This is a genomic window from Aeromonas sp. R4-2, assembly GCF_040908295.1.
Classification (GTDB): domain Bacteria; phylum Pseudomonadota; class Gammaproteobacteria; order Enterobacterales; family Aeromonadaceae; genus Aeromonas; species Aeromonas veronii.
Genome location: NZ_JBFODL010000024.1, coordinates 216,781 through 239,619, shown reverse-complemented (window position 1 = coordinate 239,619; position 22,839 = coordinate 216,781). Strand labels below are relative to the sequence as shown.

Genomic DNA, 22,839 nt, shown 5'->3' with positions numbered 1-22,839 from the left:
TTCTGTGCAGCCCTACAATCCGCCGCGCTGCGACACCCGCTGGCCGGTCGCGCAGGGCCGCTGGCATCCCTGTGCTTGGGCCAGCAGTATCATGTAACATGCTGATCCGCTGGTGATGCCCGGCGGCCACCCATTGGCCACTGATGTCCCATGAACGGACAAGGACAGAAACAAAGAGACAAGGAGTCAACCCATGCTGGAAATGCATATCCAACCCCGTTTTCAGGAGACGGATGCCCTCGGCCATATCAACAATACGGTGCCGGCGGTCTGGTTCGAATCGGCGCGGGATCCCCTGTTCCGGATCTTCTCCCCCGATCTGGATGTGCATAACTGGCATCTGATCATCGCGGGTTACACGGTGCAGTTCAAACGGGAGCTGTTCTACGGCCAGCCGGTCACCATCAAGACCGGCGTGCGCCGCATTGGCACCAGCTCATTTACGGTCTGGCAGGAGGCCTGGCAGGGCGGCGAACTGGCCGTCACCGCCGAAACGACCCTGATCCATTTTGACTACCGGGCCCGCCAATCCCTGCCCCTGAGCGATGCTCACCGGGAAGGGCTGCGGGCCTGGCTGACAGAGAGTTAACCACGGGCCGGATGGCCCATCACAGGAGTGTTATGTACAACTCAATGCGCAACACAGCGATCGCGCTGACCCTGGGATTCTGCTCCCTCCCTTCTCTGGCCGCTTCTCTCGCCGAGCAGTTTACCCTGATGGAGAAGGGGGCCGAGAGCGCTCTCGATACCCGTCAATTCAGCCATGACGGTGTCGACATCAAAGCCTGGATCGATGGCGCCCCCGTCATCATCGCCGTGCCCATCATGAACGAGCTGGGCAAGCTGGAAGGGGAGAGCCGCTACTACTTCAAGGGCGGCAAGCTGTTCGGGGTCAAAGAGCCCGCCGCCCAGTTCGCCTTTGACGACAGCGGCAAGCTGACCCAATGGCTGGACGAGAAGGGCCAGCCCGCCGAATTCGTCAGCAAGATGAGCATGCAGCAGCGTCAGGAGTGGCTCACCAAGCGGGCCGCCGAGCTGAGCAAGCTGTTTGTGGTGAGTGCGGCCGAACAGAAGGCGGCCAAGGGGGGCGTCAAGCTGAAGGGGGCGGATCTCGCTCACTGGCTCTGCAACGGCAAACTGATGGATCTCGCCCACGGCGACAAGGTGATCTTCGAGCAGGATAAGCTGAAGATTGGCGAGCAGGGGATCGAAGGGGAGGTCTCCCTGCGTCAGGAGAAGGGGTGGCAGGAGCTGAGCCTCAAGTGCGAGGTGCAGGGCACCCAAGTGACCCGCCTCACCTGGCAGCCGCTGCCGGGGGCCAACAAGCCGCAATAAGCGCAATAGCAAGGGGGCCCATCGCGGGCCCCCTTCTCATTCGGCTTGTGGCTCCCCCAGTTTGAGCCGGGTGAGTGCCTCGACCCGGCGCCACTGTCCGGGTTCGAACCAGCGGGCCAGCAGCTCCTGCTGCTGTTCGGCCCGGGCCTCGTTCGGCAGTTGCCTGAGCTCGGCCAGAAAGCCGCTGAGCTGCTCCTCGAACCCTTGCCGGTTCTGCTCCAGCTGGCGCATCCGATCCACCGCTTCCGGCCCCCCTGTCTCCAGCAGCAGAGCCTCCCGTTTGGCCGGGTCCATCTGCGCCAGCTCTTGCAACTCCTCAAGCAGGCGGCTGTTGGCCTCCGCCTCGCGAAACCAGCCCGGTTGCTCCGCCAGCCAGAGATCCAGCTCGCTGACCAGCTGCGACTTGTCGCTGTCTCTCGCCTCCGCCAGCGCCCTGCGGCGCAGGGTCAGCTGCTCCATCAGCCGATCCTCGGCAAACAGCTGGGCCTGCTCGGCCGGGGTAAAACTCTGCTGGCGCAGCTGCTCCCGCTCGTCAAACAGGATCTGCAAGCTGGCGAGGGAGATCTCGGTGGGCACCGTCAGGCTGCTCTGGGCGGAAACAAAGGTGCGATAGCGCGCCTGTAGGGCATCGGCGGCCTCCTGCTCGGGATCGTGCGGGTGGCTCTGTGCATGCTGGCTGGCTTGAGCCTGTGATGAGTCTGCCGTCGGTGCAGTGGGCCAGAGCAACACCCCGCCAAGTAGCAGGGTGATGGCGCAGGGCACGACGAGCAGGGTGGCTATCTTCATAGTCCCAGCTCCTTGAGACGGTTGGCATGCTGGCGATAGAGGGTGACCGGATCGGTCTCGAACAGATGGTGGATGCCGAAGGACTGGTTCACTTCGTCCAGATGGTTCATCCGGTAGCTGGTGCCGATCACCTTGCCGAGGTGGCTGCTGCAGACCCCGACCAGTCCGTCATTGGGCTCCTTGAAGAAGGCGCCGGTCAGCGCCAGCGCAGGATCCACCGGATCCAGCAGATTGGTCAGGTTGCCGCGCCCGCTCCAGGAGAAGTAGTAGACGCCGTTGCTGGCCTGCATCGGCCCCTCGCCGCAATAGCGGCTGGGCAGCCCCTCCGGGTAGCGCTGGTTGAACTGGCTGGCCCCCTTGCTGGTGAGGGCATCGAGGGCGGCGACCGGATCTTGCGGCAGCTGGCTCCCGCCCGAGAGCAGTGAAATCATGCCGGAGAGGGCGTGGGCCGCGGCGGCAGCCAGCTTCTCGGCGGCGCTGCCGGGGGCGGCATTGGCCCGCACCAGATCGGCAATCTCGGAGCCATAGTTGACCCCGCCGACGCTGGTGGCGGAGGCGACCAGCTCGGGGGCGACCGAGGCGACATAGCGAATGGTGGGGCCGCCGTGAGAGTGGCCGATCAGGTTGACCTTCTCGGCGCCGGTGGCCGCCAGTAGCAGCTCAACCTGGGCGAGCAGTTGCTCCCCCCGTTGTTCCGAACTGGCGGTGGCCGACACCTGAGCCACGTAGACTTTGGCACCATCCCGGCTCAGGGCCTGGGGAATGCCATAGAAGTAATCGACCCCGAGCAGCTTGTCGAAGCCGAACAGGCCGTGCACCAGCACTATGGGGTAGCGGGTCTGGGTGTATCCGCTGGCGTGTGCCAGCATGGGCAGGGTGCAGAGCAGCACCAGAAGCCATCTCTTCATCATCAGCATCCTTGTTGATTCGTGAGGAACAGATTGTGTGGCGTACTCCATGTTCGCCGGTGCCAGTATGGTGGCTGCTGACGGGAGAGGCTGTGAGGGGGATCGCAACTCGGGAGTCAAAAGGGATTCAGGGTGCGGGCAGGGAGGCAGTGCTCCCCGCCCTGCGGCTTATTGCCACTCCACCAGGTGATACTGCTTCTTGCCCCGGCGCAGCAGCAGGTAGCGGCCAAACAGCCGATCCGTGGCGCTCAGCTGTTCATCCTGCTTGAGCACACCATTGAGACTGATGGCGCCCGCCGCCAGCAGTTCGCGGGCGATGCGCCTGGAGTTAGCCAGACCGCAGCTGACCAGCAGGCTGACCAGATCCGCCTCGCCGCTGATGGTGCTGCTCGGCATGCCATCCTGCGCCAACTGGGCCAGATCGCTCTCGCCGAGGCGGGTCACGTCGCCACTAAACAGCAGCTCGCTGATGCGCTGTACTGCCGCCAATGCTGCCTTGCCGTGTACCAGCTCGGTCAGCTCGTTCGCCAACACCTGCTGGGCCTGCTTGCGTCCCTGCCGCTTTGCGTCTTCCGCCTCCAGTGCATCAATCTCGCTCAGCGACATAAAGCTGTAGTAGCGCAGGAAGCGGTAGACATCCTCATCCGCGGTGCCGAGCCAGAACTGGTAGAAGGCGTAAGGGGAGGTGAGCGCCGGATCGAGCCAGACCGCGCCCCCTTCGGTTTTGCCGAACTTGGTGCCGTCCGCCTTGGTGATAAGGGGCAGGGTCATGCCGTGTACCTGCGCCTGATGGAGGCGGCGGGTGAGATCCATGCCGCTGGTGATATTGCCCCACTGGTCGTTGCCGCCAATCTGCAGGGTGCAACCGAGCCGCTGGTGCAGCACCGCAAAGTCGTAGGATTGCAGCAGAGCGTAGGAGAACTCGGTGAACGAGATGCCCTGATCCGGGCGAGCCAGCCGCTGGCGCACCGATTCCCGCGCCAGCATGGCATTGACCGAGAAGTGCTTGCCGATATCCCGCAGAAAATCGAGGGCGGACATCTGCCCCATCCAGTCGCCATTGTTGACCAGTTGCGGGGCCGACAGGCCCTCATCGGCGGGCAGCAGCGCCCTTATTTGGGCAGACAGGCTGGCGACCCAACCCTGCACGGTATCGGCACTGTTGAGGCTGCGCTCGGTCGCCTTGAAGCTGGGATCGCCGATAAGGCCGGTCGCCCCGCCCACCAGAGCCACCGGGGTGTGGCCCGCCAGTTGGAAGCGGCGCAGCATCAAGAGCGGCACCAGATGACCGATATGCAGGCTGCCGGCAGTGGGATCGAACCCGCAATAGACGGTGCGCGGGGTGGCAAGATGATCGGCCAGGGCCGCGGGGTCGGAATTCTGGGCCACAAGGCCGCGCTCGGTCAGCTCATCGAGCATGTGGGGGTTGATCATGGGTTCTCCAACAGCAGGGGGAAAAGCCGTCATCCTCGCCGTTCTGGCCGGTGGCGGATATGTCCCCTTAGGGACAGTTTTGCCACTCTCGTGCTAGCATTCAGCCATAGCGGGGAATCGCTCCCCGTCACCGGAAACGTGTCACCATGACCCAGCCATTCACCACAGATACCTTGACCCGCAGCATGACCGAGGTGGTCGATGCCCTGCACAGCAGCGCCTTTGCGGCGGCGCTGGTGCGGCTGATCCAGCAACAGGTGGCGTTTGATTGCGCCCTGCTGCTCGGGGTGGGGCAGCGCCCCGTCTACCTCTACGACAACCTCAATCATCAGCGGGCTCTGTTGTTTGACCGCTACCTCACCAGCCACTTCAGTCAGGATCCCTTTATGCAGGCGCTGGAACAGGGCTTGCCTGCCGGCGTCTGGACCCTGGCGCAGGTCTCCCAAGGGCGGCTCGATCCCGAATATCGCCACCACTTCTATCAGGCCACCGGCTGGCAGGAGGAGGTGGGGCTGATCCTGCCGGTGCGGGACGGGCTGACGCTGATGCTGTTTCTGGGGCGACTCGACAAGCGCAGTACCCTCAGCCGTGACGAGCAGGCAAGGCTGGAGCAGCTGTTCCCGCTGGTGCATTCGCTCTGTCGTCAGCAGTGGCGGCAGAGTCAGCCACTGCTGGCCCAGAGCACTGCACTGCCAGACAGCGCCAGCCTCAAGAGTGCGGTGGAGCAGGCGATGGCGAGTGTTGGGGGGGATCTGCTCACCCGGCGCGAGCGGCAGGTGGCGGAGTTGCTGTTGCAGGGATTGGATACCGAGGCGATTGCCGCGGAGCTCGGGATTGGCAGCGGTACGGTGAAGAATCACCGCAAGCATCTCTATGGCAAGCTGCGGCTCGGCTCGCGGGCCGAGCTGTTCAATCTCTTTCTGAACCACCTCATTACGGCGCCGATGGAGGCATCCCCCGTTTCATCGATGGGAGATACAACGAGCCCACCATAGGGCGGGCCGGGGTTACTCGAGGCGCGGGATGGGGGGATTGGTTTCGGGCAGGATACTGAGCAACTGGTAGCGCTTCACCAGCTGCTTGTATTCATCCCCCTGTCTGACCTTGTCCAGCGCCTGTTGCAGGCGGGCAACCTGCTGCTTGTCTGCCCTCAGGTTGAAGGCGAAGCAGTTGTCCTGCTCTTCAAGAATCGCGACGGTGACAAAATCCTCGCTGGGGAAACCCAGCTCCTTGGCCTGATGGCGCAACATCACCTCGTTGCCCGCCACCAGATCGGTGCGCGCCATGATGAGCTGGCGCACCACCTGCTCCATCCGCTCCACCGACATCATATTGCCCGGGCTGATCCCGCGATTGAGCAGCAACTGCTCCCCGACATCCGCCTGCATCACGCCGATCTGCAGCTTGGCGAGATCCGCTTTGCTGGCCACTTTGGGGGCATCCTGCTTGCGGCCGACCAGCGCGACCCTGGAGTGGCTGATGGGGCAGACCCAGAGGAAGTGGGGATCCCGCTCTTTGGTATGGGCGGTGGTAAAGAGCACGGCCTCTTGCTGCTGGGTCAGCAGATACCAGCCGCGGGCCCAGGGCAGAAAGTGGATGGGTTGCTCCGGCTCTCCCATTTCACGCCACATCAGGCGCAGCAACTCGACTGCCAACCCCACAGGCTGACCATTTTTATCCTGGCCATTGAGCGGCATGTTCTGTTCCGAATAGTAGATAAGTGCCGGAGCCGGGAGCGCGATAAACAGGGCGAGAGAAGCGAGAGCAGGGAGCAGACGACGCATGATGCACTCCTTGTGCGGGTAGTTACCTAACAGTCTATGTGGCCTTTTCCATAACGTCATGATCCGGTAGCGGGATAAAAAACAGGCCACCTTGCGGTGGCCTGTCGGTTTATTTGAGCAGGGCTTCCATCTCTGCCTCTGCCTTGGCGCGAGCCTTGGCTTCCGCCGCTCTCGCGGCATCGGCAATGCTATCTCCGGCCGTATGGGATGCGGCACTGACGGCCTGCTGGGCGGGTGCTGCCACGGCCTTGGTCGCTTCTTGCGTCACGGTGGCTACGGCGCTACTGACGGTCTGTTTGGCCGGAGCAGTAACGGCCTTGGTGGCTTCTTGGGTCGCGGTCGCAGCGGCGCTGCTGACCGCCTGTTTGGCAGGAACGGCAACAGCTTTGGTGGCTTCCTGCGTTACGGTCGTAGCGACACTGCTGACAGTTTGTTTGGCAGGAACGGCAACAGCCTTAGTGGCCTCCTGCGTCACGGTAGTAGCTGAGCTGCTGACAGTTTGTTTGGCAGGCGCGGCAACAGCCTTGGTGGCTTCTTGCGTTGCGGTTGCAGCGGCGCTGCTGACTGCCTGTTTGGCCGGAGCGGCAACGGCCTTGGTAGCTTCTTGCGTTGCGGTCGCAGCAGCGCTGCTGACGGCTTGCTTGGCAGGAGCGGCAACGGCCTTGGTGGCTTCTTGGGTTACGGTCGCAGCGGCGCTGCTGACAGCCTGTTTGGCCGGTGTGACAAGGGCTTTGGTGGCCTCTTGCGTCACGGTGGCGGTGGAGCTGCTCACCGCCTGTTTGGCGGGTGCAGTGACTGCGGTGGAGCTGCTCACCGCCTGTTTGGCGGGTGCAGTGACTGCGGTGGTTGCTGTGCGGGTAAGTGCGGTCGCGCTTTGGCTCACTGTTTGGGTGGCCTGCCCTGTGGCGTTGGCGGCTGTGCCGCTGATGGCCTGACTTGCGCTGTTGGTCAGCGAGCCGGCGACGCCGCGGGTCACTGTGCCCAGCGCGCTGCCAAGGGAGAAGGGGGAGGCGCCACTCTGATTGGTCGCTGCGCCGGTCAGGGCATTGGCCGCCGGGGTGAGCTGGCTGGTGGGGGTCTGCCAGCCCTGCATGGCGGTTGGCCAGGTCGGTGCCGTGCCTGCCAGATTTTCGCCGAAGGTCAGGGTGGTGCCATCCCCTTTTTGCAGCAATACCGACATCTGGTTGGTTTGCGAGTTCCACACCATCCCCGCTTGCTTGGCGATATCCGGCACCGGCGCATACTCGGAGACCACATAGAAAAGCGGCCCCTCCTGCTGTAACTTGTCGGCAGTCTTGAGCAACTGCATGGTGCTGTCGTAGTTGGGGCCAAGGATGGCGGTCATCCGATCCTTGATCAGGGGTTGTTCGAACAGATTGACCTCGTTCGGGTCAAAGCCGACCAGCGGCTTGAGCAGGGCCCACATCAGCTGGCTGGTGGGGCTCATCATCAGCAATGGGGCAACGCAGGCGGACAACATCAGGCTCAGGCAGGCCGCCTGAAGCAACGGCATAATACGCATTGGGATAATATCCAAATAACGATTTGATAAATAAGGTTATGTTTTGTCAGGACGTGACAAATTCACCGGAAGTTTGCGCGTGGCAGCGAGAGACTGCCCGCAGGCGCTGGCAGGCTACCATATTGGTTCCACAATGCCAGCAGGCAGTATGATTGTCAGTCAAGTAAACCACGGGGCTGGTCGATTCTTCGAGAGTGCCCCCCATCGAAACAGGATCCCTCTCATGAAAAATGTACTGCTCTGCCTGCTGGCATCCCTCTGTCTTACCCCCGCTCTGGCTGCGTCCAAAACCACTGTGGTGGGCGAGTCTGCCAGTCCCGAGCTGGTGTTGCCGCTGGGCTCATTGCCCGAGCGGGTCTGCTGGTTTGCGGATCAGAAATATTCCGAAGGGGCCCGCATTCTGCAGGGAGATATCTGGCTGGAGTGCGGCCCGCAGAACGACCTCGAGAGCAATGGCCCGTTGGCCTGGCGCTCTCCTGCGGTGGTGTTGCCTGCCACCCGTGGTGCGAAAGCTCAGAAGACGATTTCCGTGGGTCAGTGAGGCTTTTCTTGATCCAGCTAAAGACATGGACGTGATCCCTGTCGCATAATGCAGCTCCTTTCTTCTCTTGGCTGGAACCTAAGAAATGGCTCGTCGCTCTTCCAATGCACAACGTCGTCGCAGTAGCTGGTGGTACAAACGCTTGTTGGCAAGGGAGCGGGAAGAGCGCGAAGCGCGTTCCGTAAGGGATTGATACTGCATTGAAAAACGGAGCCTCGGGCTCCGTTTTCTATTTCTCACCGTCAATATCACGAGAACGGGGGCCATCAGGCCCCCGTTTTGTTTTTGCAGATGTTGCCTGCTTGCGGCTTAGCGCTGCAAGGCGGCCAGTGCCAGTTCGACCCGTTTGGCGTACTCGGGGTCGGCCTGTTCGAAGTGTTTGAGCTGGGCCGCGACGATGGCGTCATCCTCCACATTGATAAGGGAGCGGGCCAGGTTGGCGGCGAGCCGCGAACGCTGTCCCTCGTCCATGATGCGGAACAGGTTGCCCGGCTGGCTGTAGTAGTCGCTGTCGTAGTCACGGAAGTCGTAGTGCAGGGCGGCCCCTTCCAGACTCAGCGCCGGTTCGTGCTGTTCGCTCGGCTGCTGGGTACCGAAACGGTTCGGCTGATAGTTGGGGCTGGCGCCGCCATTGCTGTCTGCCCGCATGGCACCGTCACGATGGGCACCGTGATGGAACGGGCAGCGCGGGGCATTGACCGGCAGCAGACCGTGGTTGACGCCAAGGCGATAGCGCTGGGTGTCCCCGTAGGAGAAGAGCCGCCCTTGCAACATGCGATCCGGCGAGAAGCCGATACCGGGCACCACGTTGGCCGGGGTAAAGGCGGCCTGCTCCACATGGGCGAAGTAGTTGTCCGGGTTCTGGTTGAGCTCCAGCACGCCCACCGGGATCAGCGGGTAGTCGCTGTGCGGCCACACCTTGGTGAGGTCGAACGGATGGATGTTGTAAGTCTGGGCTTCGGCCTCCGGCATCACCTGCACATAGACCTTCCAGCGCGGGAAGTCGCCCCGCTCGATGGCATTGAACAGATCCGCTTGGCTGGTCTCCCGATCTTGCCCGACAGCGGTAGCGGCCTCTTCATCGGTGTAGAAGCTGTGGCCCTGCTCGGTCTTGAAGTGGAACTTGACCCAGAAGCGCTCGTTGGCATCGTTGATAAAGCTGAAGGTGTGGCTGCCGTAGCCGTTCATCTCCCGCAGGCTCTTGGGGATGCCGCGATCGCTGAACAGTATGGTGACCTGATGCAGGGATTCCGGATGGCGTGACCAGAAGTCCCAGGCGGCGGTGGCGCTGCGCAGGTTGGTGCGCGGATCCCGCTTCTGGGTGTGGATGAAGTCAGGGAATTTCAGCGGATCGCGGATGAAAAAGACCGGGGTGTTGTTGCCCACCAGATCCCAGTTGCCCTGTTCGGTATAGAACTTGAGGGCGAAGCCGCGCACATCGCGTTCGGCATCGGCGGCGCCCTTCTCACCGGCCACGGTGGAGAAGCGCAGGAATACAGGCGTCTGCTTGCCGATGGCGCTGAACAGATCGGCCTTGCTGAACGCTCTGATGTCGTGGGTCACGGTAAAGGTGCCGTAGGCGCCCGAGCCCTTAGCGTGAACCACCCGCTCGGGAATGCGCTCGCGGTCGAAGTGGGCGAGTTTCTCCATCAACCAGATATCTTGCATCAGGATGGGGCCGCGCGGACCGGCGGTGAGGCTGTTGTTGTTGTCGACGACGGGGGCGCCGTTGGCGCTGTGCAGGGTCTTGTCAGTCATGGCTTCTCTCCTTGTTGATCTGGGGTCAGCCTACGGATCTGCGCCGTGCTCGGCCAATGGGCCTTTCCTCGCCCTTTGATAGGCAAGACAAATGGGTGTTGCTGGGGGATGTGTAACCGCGCCGGATATTGCATGATGGTGGTTTCGAGAAGGAGCCTCATATGCAGATTACTATCCGTCATGCCGAACCCGCCGATGCCCCCGCCTTGCGGGATCTCTATGCCATGCCCAATGCCCAGGCGGGCACTTTGCAACTGCCTTTTCCGACCTTGGGGCTGTGGCAACAGCGGTTGGAACAGAGTGGTGTGGTGGCGCTGGTCGCCGAGGTCGACGGCCTGCTGGTAGGCCAGCTCTCGCTGCTGGTTGAGTCCAATCCGAGACGCAAGCATGTGGCCTGTATCGGTATGGGGGTACGGGATGACTGGGCCGGCAAAGGGGTGGGCTCTGCCCTGATGGCCGCGGCGCTGGATCTGGCCGATAACTGGCTCAACCTGCATCGGATTGAGCTGACCGTCTATACCGACAATGAGGCCGCACAGGCGCTTTATCGCAAGTTCGGTTTTACCGAGGAGGGGCGAGCCCGTGACTATGCCTTCCGCCAAGGGCGTTATGTGGATGCGCTCTATATGGCCAGAGTCGCGGGGGGCGCCAGTCGCTAACGGCATGGTCGACTATCAGGCCAGATTGCGCCCGGTGATCCGGGCGCTGGAGCAGAACCCCGATCTCTCCATCGAAACGCTGGCAAGCAGTGCCTGCTTGTCTTTCTACCATTTTCACCGGGTGTTTACGGCTGTGGCGGGGGAGACGCCCGGGGAGATGTGTCGTCGTCTGCGCATCCAGCGGGCTGCTTGGCAGCTCTGCTATACCGATGCCAGTGTCACGGCCATTGCGTTGGGGGCGGGGCTCGCCAGCTCTCAGGCGTTTGCCAAGGTATTTCGCCGTTACTATGGTTGCACGCCGGGAGAGTTTCGCCGCGACAAGAGCAAGAATGGACACTTGATGAGCAAGGATGGACACGCACTTGTGCAGCCTAATCCTTATGCTGAGGGTCACTCATCAGCAAGGAGCAATACCATGAAAACCATCGAGATGGACGCCCGCACTCTGGCCTATATGCGTGTCACCGGCCCCTATGGCGAGGGGTATGACCCCGTCTGCAGCCAGCTGCATCAGTGGGCCAGCGCCCGCGGTCTGGAAGGTGGGGAGTGGATCTTCATCTATCACGATAACCCCGAGGTGACTCCGCCAGCCCAGTGTCGCACTGACATCGGGGTGACGGTGCCTGCGGGGACGGTGGGGATGGGTGCGGTCGAGATCCAGATTATTCCCGCCGGTCGTTACGCCCAGTCCCGTTATCTTATTACCGACCGCAGTCAGTATGGCCCTCGTTGGCAGGAGCATATCGGCGACATCGTTGCTGCCGGGCTGGAGTTTGGCAATGGTCCCTGCTTCGAGCTTTATCACAGCATGAGCGATGATCCTGTGCAGGACGATGTCAGCTTTTGCTCCAGCCTCAAGGGGTAGGACGCAGCAAGACGGAAGGGATGGTACAGAACGTCGCGCAGAAACGAGAGAGCCGGACAGTGTCCGGCTCTTTTGCATCTGGCGGATAGGGCGGCGGTTAGCGCTGGAACCCCTTCTGGGCGAACTTGGGACGGGCGTTCATGATCTGTTCCACCTGCTCGTCGCTCATCTTGCCGCGCGACAGCCCCAGCACCTTGTAGGTGAGCAGCGGTCGGGCGGGCAGGGCGATCATCAGGGCGCGGATCTGGTTCTCGTCATCCTTCTCCCGGGTCGGCTTGCCGTAGGCGTAGGTGAGGACGCCGGCATCCATCAGGTTTTTGACGGCGGGCTCGGTGATCGGCAAGTTTATGACGCTTTTACGCTGCAGCACGAACTCGCGCAGCACCGCCTTCTCGTTGAAGTCGAGGAAGCCGATCATCTGGGCCAGCTGGTCCTGCTGACGGCGCGCCTGCCACTCTTCGCATGCCCACTCCCAGGCGATCAGGAAGCCCTGACTGCAGAAGTAGGAGATGGCGATCAGCATGCCGATCCCCAGCCAGGCCGCATGATCCGCAGCCCACTGGCTGACGGCCCCTTTCATCAGCCCGGCCGGAAACAACAGAATGATGCTGCAGCAGAGCAACAACCAGACCATCAGCCAATTGAGGCGGTTCAGTTGATAGAAATGTTGGATCCACCGTTTCATTGTTCATCCTTCCCAAACTGTTGTGGATAGTGAACTACCTACAGCAATCGGTGTGCCAACAGCGCAATAGCGGTGGGGAGGAGGGACTGGCGAGGTTACATTCCCTTACAACTTATTGAATGAGTTGTCATTAATTTGCCTTGTGAGGCGGTGGTCGAGTTGCTAAAACGTCTCCTCAGTCATTGGGGAGTAGCAACCCGCCCGCATTCCGGGCCGGGCCCATGTCAACACTCTTGGATCCTCGCATCCATGGCATGGGCGGCGATAGGCACTATCGCTCTGCAAGACCTTTGGCCTCGATATGCACGCCAGCCGGGCGAGCCATGTCGGGTCCATCGGTTATTCTGCTCGCCTGGCGGTATCTATTATGTTGATTACCCTGCTGTTATTTCTCGTCTCTGCGGTCACCATCTACCTTGCCTGCGAATACTTCGTCAACGGCATCGAGTGGACCGGCCACCACTTCAAACTCTCCCAAAGCGCCACCGGTTCGCTGCTGGCGGCACTGGGTACGGCGCTACCCGAGTGTATCGTGACCCTGACCGCTCTGCTGATGGGCAACACAACCGCCCAGCAGGAGATCGGCATTGGCGCCGCCCTTGGCGGGCCGCTGGTGTTGGCGACCATCGGCTATGCGGCAGTCGGCCTCACCCTGCTGCTTTGCATGGGGCGTACCGAACGGGCCATCGATGGCGAGGTGCAGCGCGAGATTGGCCGGGATCAGCGCTGGTTTATCGGCATCTTTCTGGTGGCGACCGCGCTGGGGCTGGTCGCCTTCACCGGCAAGAGCTGGCTGGCCCCGCTCTTCCTGCTGGTCTACCTCGTCTATGTAAGGCGCGAGCTGAAACAGAGTGACAGCCACGAAGTCGAATTGCCGGAGCCCCTCAAATTGGCACCCGATGCCGGGATCCCGCCCCTTGGCAAGGTGTTGCTGCAGACGTTGGCTGCGCTGGTGGTGGTAGCGCTGGCGGCCCAGCTGTTTGTCCATCAGCTGGAGAGCATGGGCGAGCTGTTTGGCCTCTCTCCGGTGCTGGCGGCCCTGCTGCTGAGTCCGGTGGCGACCGAGATGCCGGAGCTGATGAACGTGCTGATCTGGGTGCGGCAGGGCAAGAACCGGCTGGCGCTGGCCAATATCTCCGGGGCCATGATGATCCAGGGCACCATCCCCAAGGCGTTCTGTCTGCTCTTCACCCCCTGGCTGCTGGATGGCGCCATGATGGCCTCCTCGCTGGTGACGCTGCTGGCGGTCGGGTTGCTCTGGTGGGGGTTCAGAAAGGGAGTGATGACCGCCGGGCGGTTGGCGCTGGTGGGCTTGCTCTATCTCGGTTTTTGCGGCTGGCTGCTGGTGAGCTGAAACGGGAAGCGCGGATATGAAAAAGCCCCCTTGGCAGGGGGCTTTGTTGTATCGGTTGGGGCGGTGCTTACAGCGCGGCGATTTCGGCCTGCTGGGCTTCCAGCTTGGTCAGCTGGAGACGGTAATCTTCCAGCTTCTCGCGTTCTTTGGCGATGACCGCTTCCGGTGCCTTGGCGACGAAGGCTTCGTTGCCGAGTTTGCCTTCGATACGGCCGCACTCGCCCACCAGACGGGCAACCTCTTTGGCCAGACGGGCCAGTTCGGCATCCTTGTCGATGAGACCGGCCATCGGGATCATCAGCTCGGTGGCGCCGATCAGCTTCTTCACTGACAGCGGGGCGGTTTCACCGTCCGCCAGTACGCGGATAGACTCCAGACGGGCCAGCGACTTGAGGAAGGCCTCGTTGTCGGCGGCGCGCTGGGCATCCTTGGCATCGCACTGGAGCAGCACGTTGAGGGGCACGCTCGGTGCCACGTTCATCTCGGCGCGGATGTTGCGGATGCTGACGATGAACTCCTTCACCCACTCCTGATCCGCCATCGCTGCTTCGTCCACCTTGGCGGCGTCGAACTCCGGGAAGGCCTGAATCATGATGGTGTCGGCGTGTACGCCAGCCAGCGGCGCGACCGATTTCCAGATGGTCTCGGTGATGAACGGGATGATCGGGTGCGCCAGACGCAGCAGGGTTTCCAGCACAGTCACCAGGGTATGGCGGGCAGCGCGCTGCTCGGCCTCGGAACCCTTGGTCAGCACCGGCTTGGTCAGCTCCAGATACCAGTCACAGAACTGGTTCCAGATAAATTCGTACAACACACCGGCCGCGATGTCGAAGCGGTAGGTATCGAGGGCGGTACGGAAGTCACGGATGGCCACTTGTAGCTGGGACTGGATCCAGCGATCCGCCAGGCTGAACTGCATTTCGCCACCGGCAAAACCGCAATCCTGATCTTCGGTGTTCATCAGCACATAGCGGGAGGCGTTCCACAGCTTGTTGCAGAAGTTGTTGTAGCCGTCCAGGCGCTTCATGTCCCAGTTGATGTCACGACCGGTAGAGGCCAGCGCGGCCAGAGTGAAGCGCAGGGCGTCGGTACCGTGGGCATCGATCCCTTCCGGGAACTGCTTGGCGGTACGCTTGGCGATCTTCTCGGCCATCTGCGGCTGCATCATGTTGCCGGTGCGCTTCTCCAGCAGATCTTCCAGCGAGATGCCATCGATCATGTCGAGGGGGTCCAGCACGTTGCCCTTGGACTTGGACATCTTCTGGCCCTCTTCGTCACGGATAAGGCCGGTGATGTAGACGGTCTTGAACGGGACTTGCGGCTGGCCGTTTTCGTCCTTGATGAAGTGCATGGTCATCATGATCATCCGGGCAATCCAGAAGAAGATGATGTCGAAGCCGCTCATCAGCACGTCGGTCGGGTGGAAGGTCTTGAGTGCCTCGGTGTTGTTCGGCCAGCCCAGAGTGGAGAAAGTCCACAGGGCGGAGCTGAACCAGGTGTCGAGCACGTCTTCGTCCTGACGCAGTACGGTTACGGCCGGGATGCTGTGCTTGGCGCGCACTTCATCTTCGCTGCGGCCAACGTAGACATTGCCTGCGTCGTCATACCATGCCGGGATGCGGTGACCCCACCACAGTTGACGGGAGACGCACCAGTCCTGAATGTCGCGCATCCAGGAGAAGTACATGTTTTCGTACTGTTTCGGCACGAACTGGATACGGCCATCTTCCACCGCCTCGATGGCGGTCTTGGCCATCGGAGCCACGCGCACGTACCACTGGTCGGTCAGCATCGGCTCGATGGGCACGCCACCGCGATCGCCGTACGGCTGTTGCAGTATGTGATCCTTGATCTCGTCCAGCAGACCCAGCTCTTCGAGCTTGGCCAGAATCGCCTTGCGGGCGGCGAAGCGCTCCAGACCGGCGAACTCGGCCGGCAGGGTTGCGTCATAGGCGGTGCTCGGGTTGCCGTTGGTATCGACCACTTCGGCCTCGGCACGCACGTGGGCGTCCAGAGTGAAGATGTTGATCATCGGCAGGCTGTGGCGCTTGCCCACTTCGTTATCGTTGAAGTCGTGGGCAGGGGTGATCTTCACGCAACCGGTGCCCTTCTCCATGTCGGCGTGTTCGTCGGCAACGATGGGGATCAGACGGTTCACCAGCGGCAGCAGAATGTGCTGGCCGATCAGTGCCTTGTAGCGCGGGTCTTCCGGGTTCACTGCCACGGCGGTATCGCCCAGCATGGTCTCCGGACGGGTGGTGGCGACGATCAGGTAATCCTTGCCTTCGGCGGTCTTGGCGCCGTTGGCCAGCGGATAGCGCAGGTGCCACATGTGGCCCTTGATCTCGCGGTTCTCCACTTCCAGATCGGAGATGGCGGTGTTGAGTTTCGGATCCCAGTTCACCAGACGCTTGCCGCGGTACATCAGGCCATCTTCGTAGAGACGAACAAACACTTCCTGCACGGCGGCGGAGAGACCCTCATCCATGGTGAAGCGCTCGCGCTCCCAATCCACGGAGTCGCCCAGACGGCGCATCTGGCGGGTGATGGTGCCACCGGACTCTTCCTTCCACTGCCAAATCTTGTCGATGAAGGCATCACGGCCGTAATCGTGGCGAGTCTTGCCCTCTTCTGCGGCGATCTTGCGCTCAACCACCATCTGGGTGGCGATACCGGCGTGGTCGGTACCTGCCTGCCACAGGGTGTTTTTGCCCTGCATGCGGTTGTAGCGGATCAGGGTATCCATCAGGGTTTGCTGGAAGGCGTGACCCATGTGCAGGCTGCCGGTGACGTTCGGCGGCGGGATCATGATGCAGAAGGAGTCTTTGCTGGTGTCGCCGTGGGGCTTGAAGTAACCCTGGGCTTCCCAGTGCTGATAGAGCGCCTGTTCGATGGCGTTGTGATTAAAAGTCTTTTCCATGGTCTCGCCGTAATCTGGATGGATGGAGTCTGGTGTTGATTCTTTATGGATCAATTGGTTGCAGTCAGGGCTGCGCCGGATCCGGTGCGGCAAGGACGGGCTGATCCCTCATTTCGAGGGTATGGCCTGCCTGGCGATAGTGCTTGTAGCGCTCGCGGGCTTGCTGCTTTTGTGTTTCGTCAGTGGGGACAAAATCTACCACTTGAGCGAAGTGTCCTGCAAACAAAGGTGTCGCAGTGGCCAGATTGATGAGGCGGGCGTAGCGCCGTTTCGGTGGCTGATAGCCGATCTCCACCGGGGCCATGCCGCTTTCGCCTTGCAGCTGGTGCGGCACGAAGCGCTCCGGCGGCAGTTGCCACAACAGCTCGTCCAGGCGCAGAGCCTGAGCCTCATCGTCGCAGAACAGGTAGATATGGCCCGCGCCCCACGACTCGGCTGCAAGAGTGCAGGCCAGTCGCTCGACCGCAGAGGCCTGCGCGTCATCCTGTTCGCTCATCAGGTAAAAGGTCACTTGGCTCATCAGGTTGATCCCGTTTTGCGGTGACGGACTGTTGACCGCCTCATGAGGCTGACGGGGCGTTTCCCGTCTGCAGCTCACTGATTCAAGAATGAAACAAGGAAGAGGCGGGCCTCTTCCTTGTGGTTCAGGGTAACGCCAACCCTTCCGATGTAGCCATCGGCAGGGGCCGGAGAGTTACTCTTTCTCTTCGATATCCACGCCAGCCCGGTTCAGCAGGAACTGGGTCAGCAGGGGCACCGGACGACCGGTAGAGCCTTTATCCTTGCCACTTTTCCAGGCAGTTCCGGCGATATCCAGGTGGGCCCAGTTGTACTTCTTGGTGAAGCGTGACAGGAAGGCGGCCGCGGTGATGGTGCCGGCCGGACGACCACCAATGTTGGCCATGTCGGCGAACGGGCTGTCGATCTGCTCCTGATACTCGTCGAACAACGGCAGACGCCAGGCGCGATCTCCCGCCTGCTCGGAGGCGTTGAGCAGCTCGTGGGCCAGCGGGTTGTGGTTGGCCAGCAGACCCGAGGTGTGGTGGCCCAGCGCGATGACGCAGGCACCGGTCAGGGTCGCCACGTCGATCACGGTTTCCGGATCGAAGCGGTCCACATAGGTCAGTGCATCACACAGCACCAGACGACCTTCCGCATCGGTGTTGAGCACTTCGATGGTCTGGCCTGACATGGAGGTGAGGATGTCACCCGGACGATAGGCGTTGCCACCCGGCATGTTCTCGCAGCCAGCCAGCACGCCGATGACGTTGATCGGCAGTTGCAGCTGGGCCAGCGCATGCATGGTACCGAGCACGGAGGCGGCGCCACCCATGTCGTACTTCATCTCGTCCATGCCGTCGGCCGGCTTGATGGAGATGCCGCCGGAGTCGAAGGTCAGACCCTTGCCGACCAGCACGATGGGCTTGGCATCCGGATGACCCTTGTATTCGATGATGGCCATCATGGCTTCGTTATCGGAGCCGCGAGCCACCGCCAGATAGGAGTTCATGCCGAGCTCGGCCATCTCCTGCTCGCCCACCACCTTGGTGGTGATGTTGTCGTAGGCATCGGCCAGACGACGGGCCTGGGAGGCCAGATAGGCCGGGTTGCAGACGTTGGGCGGCATGTTCGCCACGTCGCGGCAGACCCGCACACCCTTGGCCACGGCCAGACCGTGAGCGATGGCTTTTTCACCAATGGTCAGTTCCCGACGCGTCGGCACGTTGAATACCAGCTTGCGCAGCGGGCGACGTGGCTCGGCCTTGTTGGTCTTGAACTGATCGAAGCTGTAGAGGCCCGCCTTGGTGGTTTCTACCGCCTGGCGCACCTTCCAATAGGTATCCCGACCCTTGACGTGCAGCTCAGTGAGGAAGCAGACCGCTTCCATGGAGCCGGTTTCGTTCAGGGTGGTGATGGTCTTGTTGATGATCTGCTTGTACTGGCGTTCGTCGAGTTCCCGCTCCTTGCCGCATCCGACCAGCAGTACGCGCTCGCTGAGCACGCCCGGTACTTGATGCAGCAGCAGCATCTGGCCTGGTTTCCCTTCCAGGTCGCCACGGCGCAGCAGCGAACTGATATAGCCATCGCTGATCTTGTCCAGTTGTTCGGCAACCGGAGAGAGGCGACGAGGCTCAAATACGCCGACTACGACGCAGGCGCTCCGTTGCTTCTCTGGACTGCCACTCTTTACACTGAACTCCATGGAATCTCCTACATCCTAAAGACAAAAGGCACCTTTTATTGAATAATGCGGTGCTTGTTGGGGTATCAGAGGCGGAGCGAACAGCCACAGGCTCCGCAGTTCAAACTGGTAAAAATCCAATATACGGCCCTATTTTTCAGGCATTCGACTAAAAACACAAGTTTACTTGGGAATGACTGTGATCGTTTTCCGATATTTGTTCAGGGAAACCCTGAAAACCCAGCTGGCAGTGTTATTCGTATTGCTGCTTATCTTTGTCAGCCAACAATTTATCAAGATCATCGGTGATGCCGCCGATGGCGAGGTGCCGACACGTCTGGTCTCCACCCTGCTGCTGCTCAACTTGCCCAATATGGCGTTGTTGATGCTGCCTATCAGTCTCTTTTTAGCCATTTTGTTTGCCCATGGTCGCCTCTACGCCGAAAGCGAGATGACGGTGATGCATGCGGTCGGCTTCAGCCACCGTTTCGTGATGCGCAGCGCCATGTTGCTGGCCTTGCTGACGGCGGTGGTCGCGGCGTTCAACACCGGCTGGATCGCCCCGCAAGCCAAGGAGCGCGAGTATCAGGTGATCGACGAGTTCAAGTCGGATCCGGGTATCTCCTTCCTGCAGGCGGGCCGCTTTATGGAGCTCGACAAGGGGCGTCTGGTTGCCTATATCCAGGATTTGAACGACAACGGTTCAAAACTACAAAAGATCTTCGTGCTGCAGCGGGCGGAGGGGAACAATCCTCCCTCGGTGGTGGTGGCGAGCGAAGGGGTGGTGACGGTCGATGAGAACGGCCTGCAGTGGCTGACCCTGATGGATGGCTCCCGCTACGAGGGTAACTTCTCCGGCAAGCAGTTCCAGATCTCCGATTTTCGCGAATATGGTCTGGTGATCCGCCAGCAAGAGATGGAGCGTTCCAACCGCAAGGCGGCGGCCAAGCCGACCATGGAACTGTTCGGTACCCAGGACAACGCCATGATGGCGGAATTGCAGTGGCGTATCTCGCTGCCCCTCTCCATTCCGGTGCTCACCCTGCTGGTGGTACCGCTGGCGCGGGTCAATCCCCGTCAGGGGCGCTACGCCAAGCTGCTGCCGGCCATCATGCTCTATCTCTCCTACTTCCTGCTGCTCAGCGCCGCCCGTTCGGCCATCGACAGCGGTCGGCTGCCCTACTGGCCGGGGATGTTCCTGGTGCCGCTCGGTTACCTGCTGTTTATCGGCCTGCCCCTCAATCTGCAGGGCACCAGCTGGTGGAACGGGGTGAAAGGGCGCTATTTCAACAGAAAATCAGCATGATGCTGCAACATAGGAACTTCTGCTGATGTTTGGCATTCTCGATAGATATATCGGTAGGGTCATCTTTATGTCGATCCTGCTGTGTGAAATCACGCTGGTTGGTCTGGCGGCGCTCATCAAATATGTGGAGCAGCTCAAGTCGGTCGGTGACGGCAACTACGACATGATCAACGCCCTCTACTATGTGCTGCTCTCCATGCCCAAGGAGGCGGTGCTCTTCTTCCCGCTGGCCGCGCTGCTGGGTGGCCTGATTGGTCTGGGTCAGCTGGCGACCAGCTCCGAGCTGGTGGTGATGCAGGCGGCGGGTCGCTCCAAGATCAGTATCGTGATGGCGGCGCTCAAGACGGCGATCCCGCTGATGATCATGGTGGGGCTGATGGGGGAGTATGTGGCCCCCATCGCCAAGCGGATGGCAGATGACATCAAGGCGGGCGCGCTCTCCGAAGGTCGTCTGACGGTTTCCGCCTACGGGGTGTGGGCTCGCGATGGCAACAACTTCGTCAATATCAACGGGGTGCGTAACGATGGCGCCCTCACCGGCATCACCCTCTATCGCTTCACCCCCGAGCGCAAGCTGATCGACGTGGTGCAGGCGCAGGAGGGGGTGTTCGAGCGCCACCACTGGCTGCTCAAGCAGACCCAGGTTACCCGCTTCGACGATCCCGCGCAGATCCGCAGCGAGCAGCATGACAAGATGGAGTGGAGCTCAGAGTTGACGCCCAAGCAGCTGGGGGTGGTGAGTATCGACCCCGAGAACCTCTCGGTCTCCGGTCTGCTCGACTACATCGGCTATCTCGATGCCAACAAGCAGGATGCCGGTCGCTACAAGCTGGAGATGTGGCGCAAACTGCTGTCACCGCTCTCGGTGGTGGCGATGATCCTGCTGGCCTCCTCCTTCATCTTTGGCCCGCTACGCTCGGTGAGCATGGGGGCTCGGATGCTGATGGGGATCATGACCGGCTTTGCCGTCTATGTGAGTGATCGGGTGTTTGGCCCCATCAGTCTGGTCTATGCGGTACCGCCCATTCTGGCGGCTATCGCGCCCAGCCTGCTGTTTGGCGGTATCTCCTTCTACATCCTCAGCCGCAAGCAGTAATCCGCACGAGGTTATGAGGAAATGCAAAGAGGGCACCTGTTGGTGCCCTCTTTCGTTGCTGCATTGATCCGGGATTACTTGTTCAACAATTCCAGATTTTCCTGCTTGCTCAGCACAATCACTTCGCACTCGGCCCAGATATCCTGAAACGCCCGCGGACGCTGGCGGTTGAACAGGCACATCAGGTTGCCCAGACCAAAGGCGGCGGTAGCGAGACGGATCAGCGCCTGGGTAACGCGGATGTGGCTGCCATCCTCGTTCTGAATGCGCAGCCGCCAGGCGCGCATGCCGACGGTCTGGCCAGCGCGGGTCCAGAACCAGGTGTAGAAACCGCAGATGACGAAGGCGAGCCACAGGGTGTAGATCAGGCTCAGGTGGTGGCGGGTCAGCAACCAGACGGTATCTTCACCCGCCGGTACGCTGGCCATGCCGGTGACCAGCAACAGCTTGGCGACCCCCATGCCGATGAAGCCAGCGATGATCAGCAGCGAAGTCACCACCAGCGCATCATAGATGAGGGCGCCGAGGCGACGCATCAGACCCGCTGACGGGTATGGCTGAGTGGCGGGAGAGGGGGATTTTTGTTGGACTTTTTTAGGCTTGGCCATCGTTTTTATTCCATTATGATGATGGCGGCATTCTATGTAACTGGCCCCGCATCGGCAAGGCGTTGAATAAATGAACAAACGGGAGTGTTCAATCGAAAAACACCTTGCATGGCATCGCGCCATTCGTATAATCCCTCGCAGTTGCCCGGGTGGCGAAATCGGTAGACGCAGCGGATTCAAAATCCGCCGGTGAATAACCGTGTCGGTTCGAGTCCGACCCCGGGCACCATCAAATTCATGACAAAAGGCCATCATCAATGATGGCCTTTTGTTTTTTGGCGTTACTGCGCATTGGTGCGTTGCTGCTGAGTAGGCAGTACTTCCCGTTACCTCTTGGTATCCCTTCTCTTTTCCCGCTCTCCGTTATTTCATTTCCTTGATACAGCCGCTGACGTCATCACTGCCAGCGGTCTGTTTCTATAGCGGTTTTCTTTCATTTCCTTGCTACGCAGTAGCATGGTTGCGCGCTATCCAAGCAGGGCAAACAGCAGGGTACCGAGGGTGCCAGCGAGCGTCAGCGTGATGATGGCTCTGGGTGTGCCGTGCAGCTTGGTCCACATAAACAGGCTGGTGAGGGCGAGCAGCAGCAGGGCCAGGGCGGCGATATCGCCAAACAGCTGCCAGCCGAGGCCGGTGCCCATACCGCGGTGCAGCCGGTTTAGGCTGGCGGCAAAGTTGGCCAGTTGCAGGTCGGTACGTACCAGCAGGGTACCCTCAACATAGCTGGCGGCCACGCTCTGGCTGAGGGTAACGCCGCGCATCTCCCACTTGGCGGGCAGGGTGAGCGGGCCGTTCGGGGTGGGCAGGGTCTGGGCCGGGGTGATCATGGTTCGCCCGTCGGCAAAGGTATCGGGATAGCGCTGTTGCAGCAGGCTTTTCAGCTGCTCCTGGCTGGCGAGTGGCGCCTCCAGTACTATCTCTTCACTCGATTTGTCGGTGTGGGGGCCGGGAATGGGCAACACGGCACGGTGTTGCAGCCAGAGACCGGTGATGCCGTACATCAGCATCAGGGCGAGAGTAAAAAAGCCGGCCCAGGCATGGAGGCGGCGTACCCATTTGTTGTTGTGAAGGGGAACTCTTCTGCGTTTCATCGTGG

At 61.1% G+C, this 22,839-nt stretch carries 21 protein-coding genes, 1 tRNA gene and 1 riboswitch; of the genes, 10 read left to right on the top strand and 12 right to left on the bottom strand.

The window, feature by feature from the left end:
- Positions 1 to 193: 193 nt before the first annotated feature.
- Positions 194 to 589 (top strand): acyl-CoA thioesterase, encoded by a 396-nt coding sequence (locus AB5Y99_RS19330; RefSeq protein WP_368210561.1) that lies wholly within the window; start codon positions 194 to 196, stop codon positions 587 to 589.
- 44 nt (positions 590 to 633) lie between these two features.
- Complete coding sequence (locus AB5Y99_RS19325) at positions 634 to 1,335, top strand: hypothetical protein (RefSeq protein WP_042081272.1); 702 nt, start codon at positions 634 to 636, stop codon at positions 1,333 to 1,335.
- A gap of 36 nt (positions 1,336 to 1,371) precedes the next feature.
- Here AB5Y99_RS19325 and AB5Y99_RS19320 read toward each other — a convergent pair whose 3' ends face one another.
- The 3 genes from AB5Y99_RS19320 to tyrS form a co-directional block, all read right to left on the bottom strand.
- Positions 1,372 to 2,121 carry a lipase secretion chaperone gene (locus AB5Y99_RS19320; protein ID WP_368210560.1) on the bottom strand — a complete coding sequence of 250 codons (750 nt, stop codon included), beginning with the start codon at positions 2,119 to 2,121 and terminating at the stop codon, positions 1,372 to 1,374.
- On the bottom strand, positions 2,118 to 3,029 hold the full coding sequence (locus tag AB5Y99_RS19315; protein WP_005336451.1) for a triacylglycerol lipase: 912 nt from the start codon (positions 3,027 to 3,029) through the stop codon (positions 2,118 to 2,120). The genes AB5Y99_RS19320 and AB5Y99_RS19315 overlap by 4 nt, the downstream gene beginning before the upstream one ends.
- A gap of 168 nt (positions 3,030 to 3,197) precedes the next feature.
- On the bottom strand, positions 3,198 to 4,463 hold the full coding sequence (tyrS, locus tag AB5Y99_RS19310; protein ID WP_368210559.1) for a tyrosine--tRNA ligase: 1,266 nt from the start codon (positions 4,461 to 4,463) through the stop codon (positions 3,198 to 3,200).
- Between the two features lie 146 nt (positions 4,464 to 4,609).
- Here tyrS and AB5Y99_RS19305 point away from each other — a divergent pair, with 146 nt between their 5' ends.
- Complete coding sequence (locus tag AB5Y99_RS19305; RefSeq protein WP_368210557.1) at positions 4,610 to 5,458, top strand: response regulator transcription factor; 849 nt, start codon at positions 4,610 to 4,612, stop codon at positions 5,456 to 5,458.
- 12 nt (positions 5,459 to 5,470) lie between these two features.
- Here the strand turns inward: AB5Y99_RS19305 and AB5Y99_RS19300 are convergent, their stop codons facing one another.
- Complete coding sequence (locus AB5Y99_RS19300) at positions 5,471 to 6,247, bottom strand: ABC transporter substrate-binding protein (RefSeq protein WP_043821827.1); 777 nt, start codon at positions 6,245 to 6,247, stop codon at positions 5,471 to 5,473.
- A 109-nt stretch (positions 6,248 to 6,356) separates the two neighbouring features.
- Positions 6,357 to 7,769 (bottom strand): hypothetical protein, encoded by a 1,413-nt coding sequence (locus AB5Y99_RS19295; protein WP_368210555.1) that lies wholly within the window; start codon positions 7,767 to 7,769, stop codon positions 6,357 to 6,359.
- Between the two features lie 223 nt (positions 7,770 to 7,992).
- Between AB5Y99_RS19295 and AB5Y99_RS19290 the strand changes: the two genes are divergently transcribed.
- A complete protein-coding gene (locus AB5Y99_RS19290) occupies positions 7,993 to 8,310 on the top strand; it encodes a YnjH family protein (RefSeq protein ID WP_216947524.1) in 318 nt (105 codons plus the stop codon).
- A gap of 309 nt (positions 8,311 to 8,619) precedes the next feature.
- Here AB5Y99_RS19290 and AB5Y99_RS19285 read toward each other — a convergent pair whose 3' ends face one another.
- On the bottom strand, positions 8,620 to 10,068 hold the full coding sequence (locus AB5Y99_RS19285) for a catalase (RefSeq protein WP_005336438.1): 1,449 nt from the start codon (positions 10,066 to 10,068) through the stop codon (positions 8,620 to 8,622).
- A 161-nt stretch (positions 10,069 to 10,229) separates the two neighbouring features.
- Here AB5Y99_RS19285 and AB5Y99_RS19280 point away from each other — a divergent pair, with 161 nt between their 5' ends.
- Positions 10,230 to 10,727: a GNAT family N-acetyltransferase gene (locus AB5Y99_RS19280; RefSeq protein WP_139478196.1), complete on the top strand. Its 498-nt coding sequence runs from the start codon at positions 10,230 to 10,232 to the stop codon at positions 10,725 to 10,727.
- Positions 10,728 to 10,731: 4 nt separating this feature from the next.
- On the top strand, positions 10,732 to 11,592 hold the full coding sequence (locus AB5Y99_RS19275; RefSeq protein WP_181269605.1) for a GyrI-like domain-containing protein: 861 nt from the start codon (positions 10,732 to 10,734) through the stop codon (positions 11,590 to 11,592).
- 97 nt (positions 11,593 to 11,689) lie between these two features.
- Here the strand turns inward: AB5Y99_RS19275 and AB5Y99_RS19270 are convergent, their stop codons facing one another.
- The gene (locus tag AB5Y99_RS19270) at positions 11,690 to 12,277 is read right to left on the bottom strand and encodes a superinfection exclusion B family protein (RefSeq protein ID WP_021231803.1); all 588 of its coding nucleotides are present in this window, start codon (positions 12,275 to 12,277) and stop codon (positions 11,690 to 11,692) included.
- Between the two features lie 172 nt (positions 12,278 to 12,449).
- Positions 12,450 to 12,556: riboswitch (yybP-ykoY riboswitch) on the top strand.
- A gap of 88 nt (positions 12,557 to 12,644) precedes the next feature.
- Here AB5Y99_RS19270 and AB5Y99_RS19265 point away from each other — a divergent pair.
- Positions 12,645 to 13,631, top strand: coding sequence for a sodium:calcium antiporter (locus tag AB5Y99_RS19265; RefSeq protein ID WP_181269545.1), 987 nt, complete (start codon positions 12,645 to 12,647; stop codon positions 13,629 to 13,631).
- 67 nt (positions 13,632 to 13,698) lie between these two features.
- Here AB5Y99_RS19265 and AB5Y99_RS19260 read toward each other — a convergent pair whose 3' ends face one another.
- The 3 genes from AB5Y99_RS19260 to pepA form a co-directional block, all read right to left on the bottom strand.
- Positions 13,699 to 16,551, bottom strand: a complete 2,853-nt coding sequence (locus AB5Y99_RS19260; RefSeq protein WP_043821841.1) for a valine--tRNA ligase — start codon at positions 16,549 to 16,551, stop codon at positions 13,699 to 13,701.
- 64 nt (positions 16,552 to 16,615) lie between these two features.
- Complete coding sequence (locus tag AB5Y99_RS19255) at positions 16,616 to 17,071, bottom strand: DNA polymerase III subunit chi (RefSeq protein ID WP_005336425.1); 456 nt, start codon at positions 17,069 to 17,071, stop codon at positions 16,616 to 16,618.
- 174 nt (positions 17,072 to 17,245) lie between these two features.
- Positions 17,246 to 18,754 (bottom strand): leucyl aminopeptidase, encoded by a 1,509-nt coding sequence (gene pepA, locus AB5Y99_RS19250; protein ID WP_005336423.1) that lies wholly within the window; start codon positions 18,752 to 18,754, stop codon positions 17,246 to 17,248.
- A 172-nt stretch (positions 18,755 to 18,926) separates the two neighbouring features.
- Here pepA and lptF point away from each other — a divergent pair, with 172 nt between their 5' ends.
- Both lptF and lptG read left to right on the top strand, forming a co-directional pair.
- A complete protein-coding gene (gene lptF / locus AB5Y99_RS19245) occupies positions 18,927 to 20,039 on the top strand; it encodes an LPS export ABC transporter permease LptF (RefSeq protein ID WP_075115806.1) in 1,113 nt (370 codons plus the stop codon).
- A 25-nt stretch (positions 20,040 to 20,064) separates the two neighbouring features.
- A complete protein-coding gene (gene lptG, locus AB5Y99_RS19240; RefSeq protein ID WP_021231808.1) occupies positions 20,065 to 21,135 on the top strand; it encodes an LPS export ABC transporter permease LptG in 1,071 nt (356 codons plus the stop codon).
- A 74-nt stretch (positions 21,136 to 21,209) separates the two neighbouring features.
- Here the strand turns inward: lptG and AB5Y99_RS19235 are convergent, their stop codons facing one another.
- Positions 21,210 to 21,743, bottom strand: coding sequence for an RDD family protein (locus tag AB5Y99_RS19235; RefSeq protein WP_042053459.1), 534 nt, complete (start codon positions 21,741 to 21,743; stop codon positions 21,210 to 21,212).
- 143 nt (positions 21,744 to 21,886) lie between these two features.
- Between AB5Y99_RS19235 and AB5Y99_RS19230 the strand changes: the two genes are divergently transcribed.
- A tRNA-Leu gene (locus tag AB5Y99_RS19230) sits at positions 21,887 to 21,972 on the top strand.
- Positions 21,973 to 22,210: 238 nt separating this feature from the next.
- Here the strand turns inward: AB5Y99_RS19230 and AB5Y99_RS19225 are convergent.
- Complete coding sequence (locus tag AB5Y99_RS19225; RefSeq protein WP_368210550.1) at positions 22,211 to 22,834, bottom strand: PepSY-associated TM helix domain-containing protein; 624 nt, start codon at positions 22,832 to 22,834, stop codon at positions 22,211 to 22,213.
- Positions 22,835 to 22,839 lie beyond the last annotated feature (5 nt).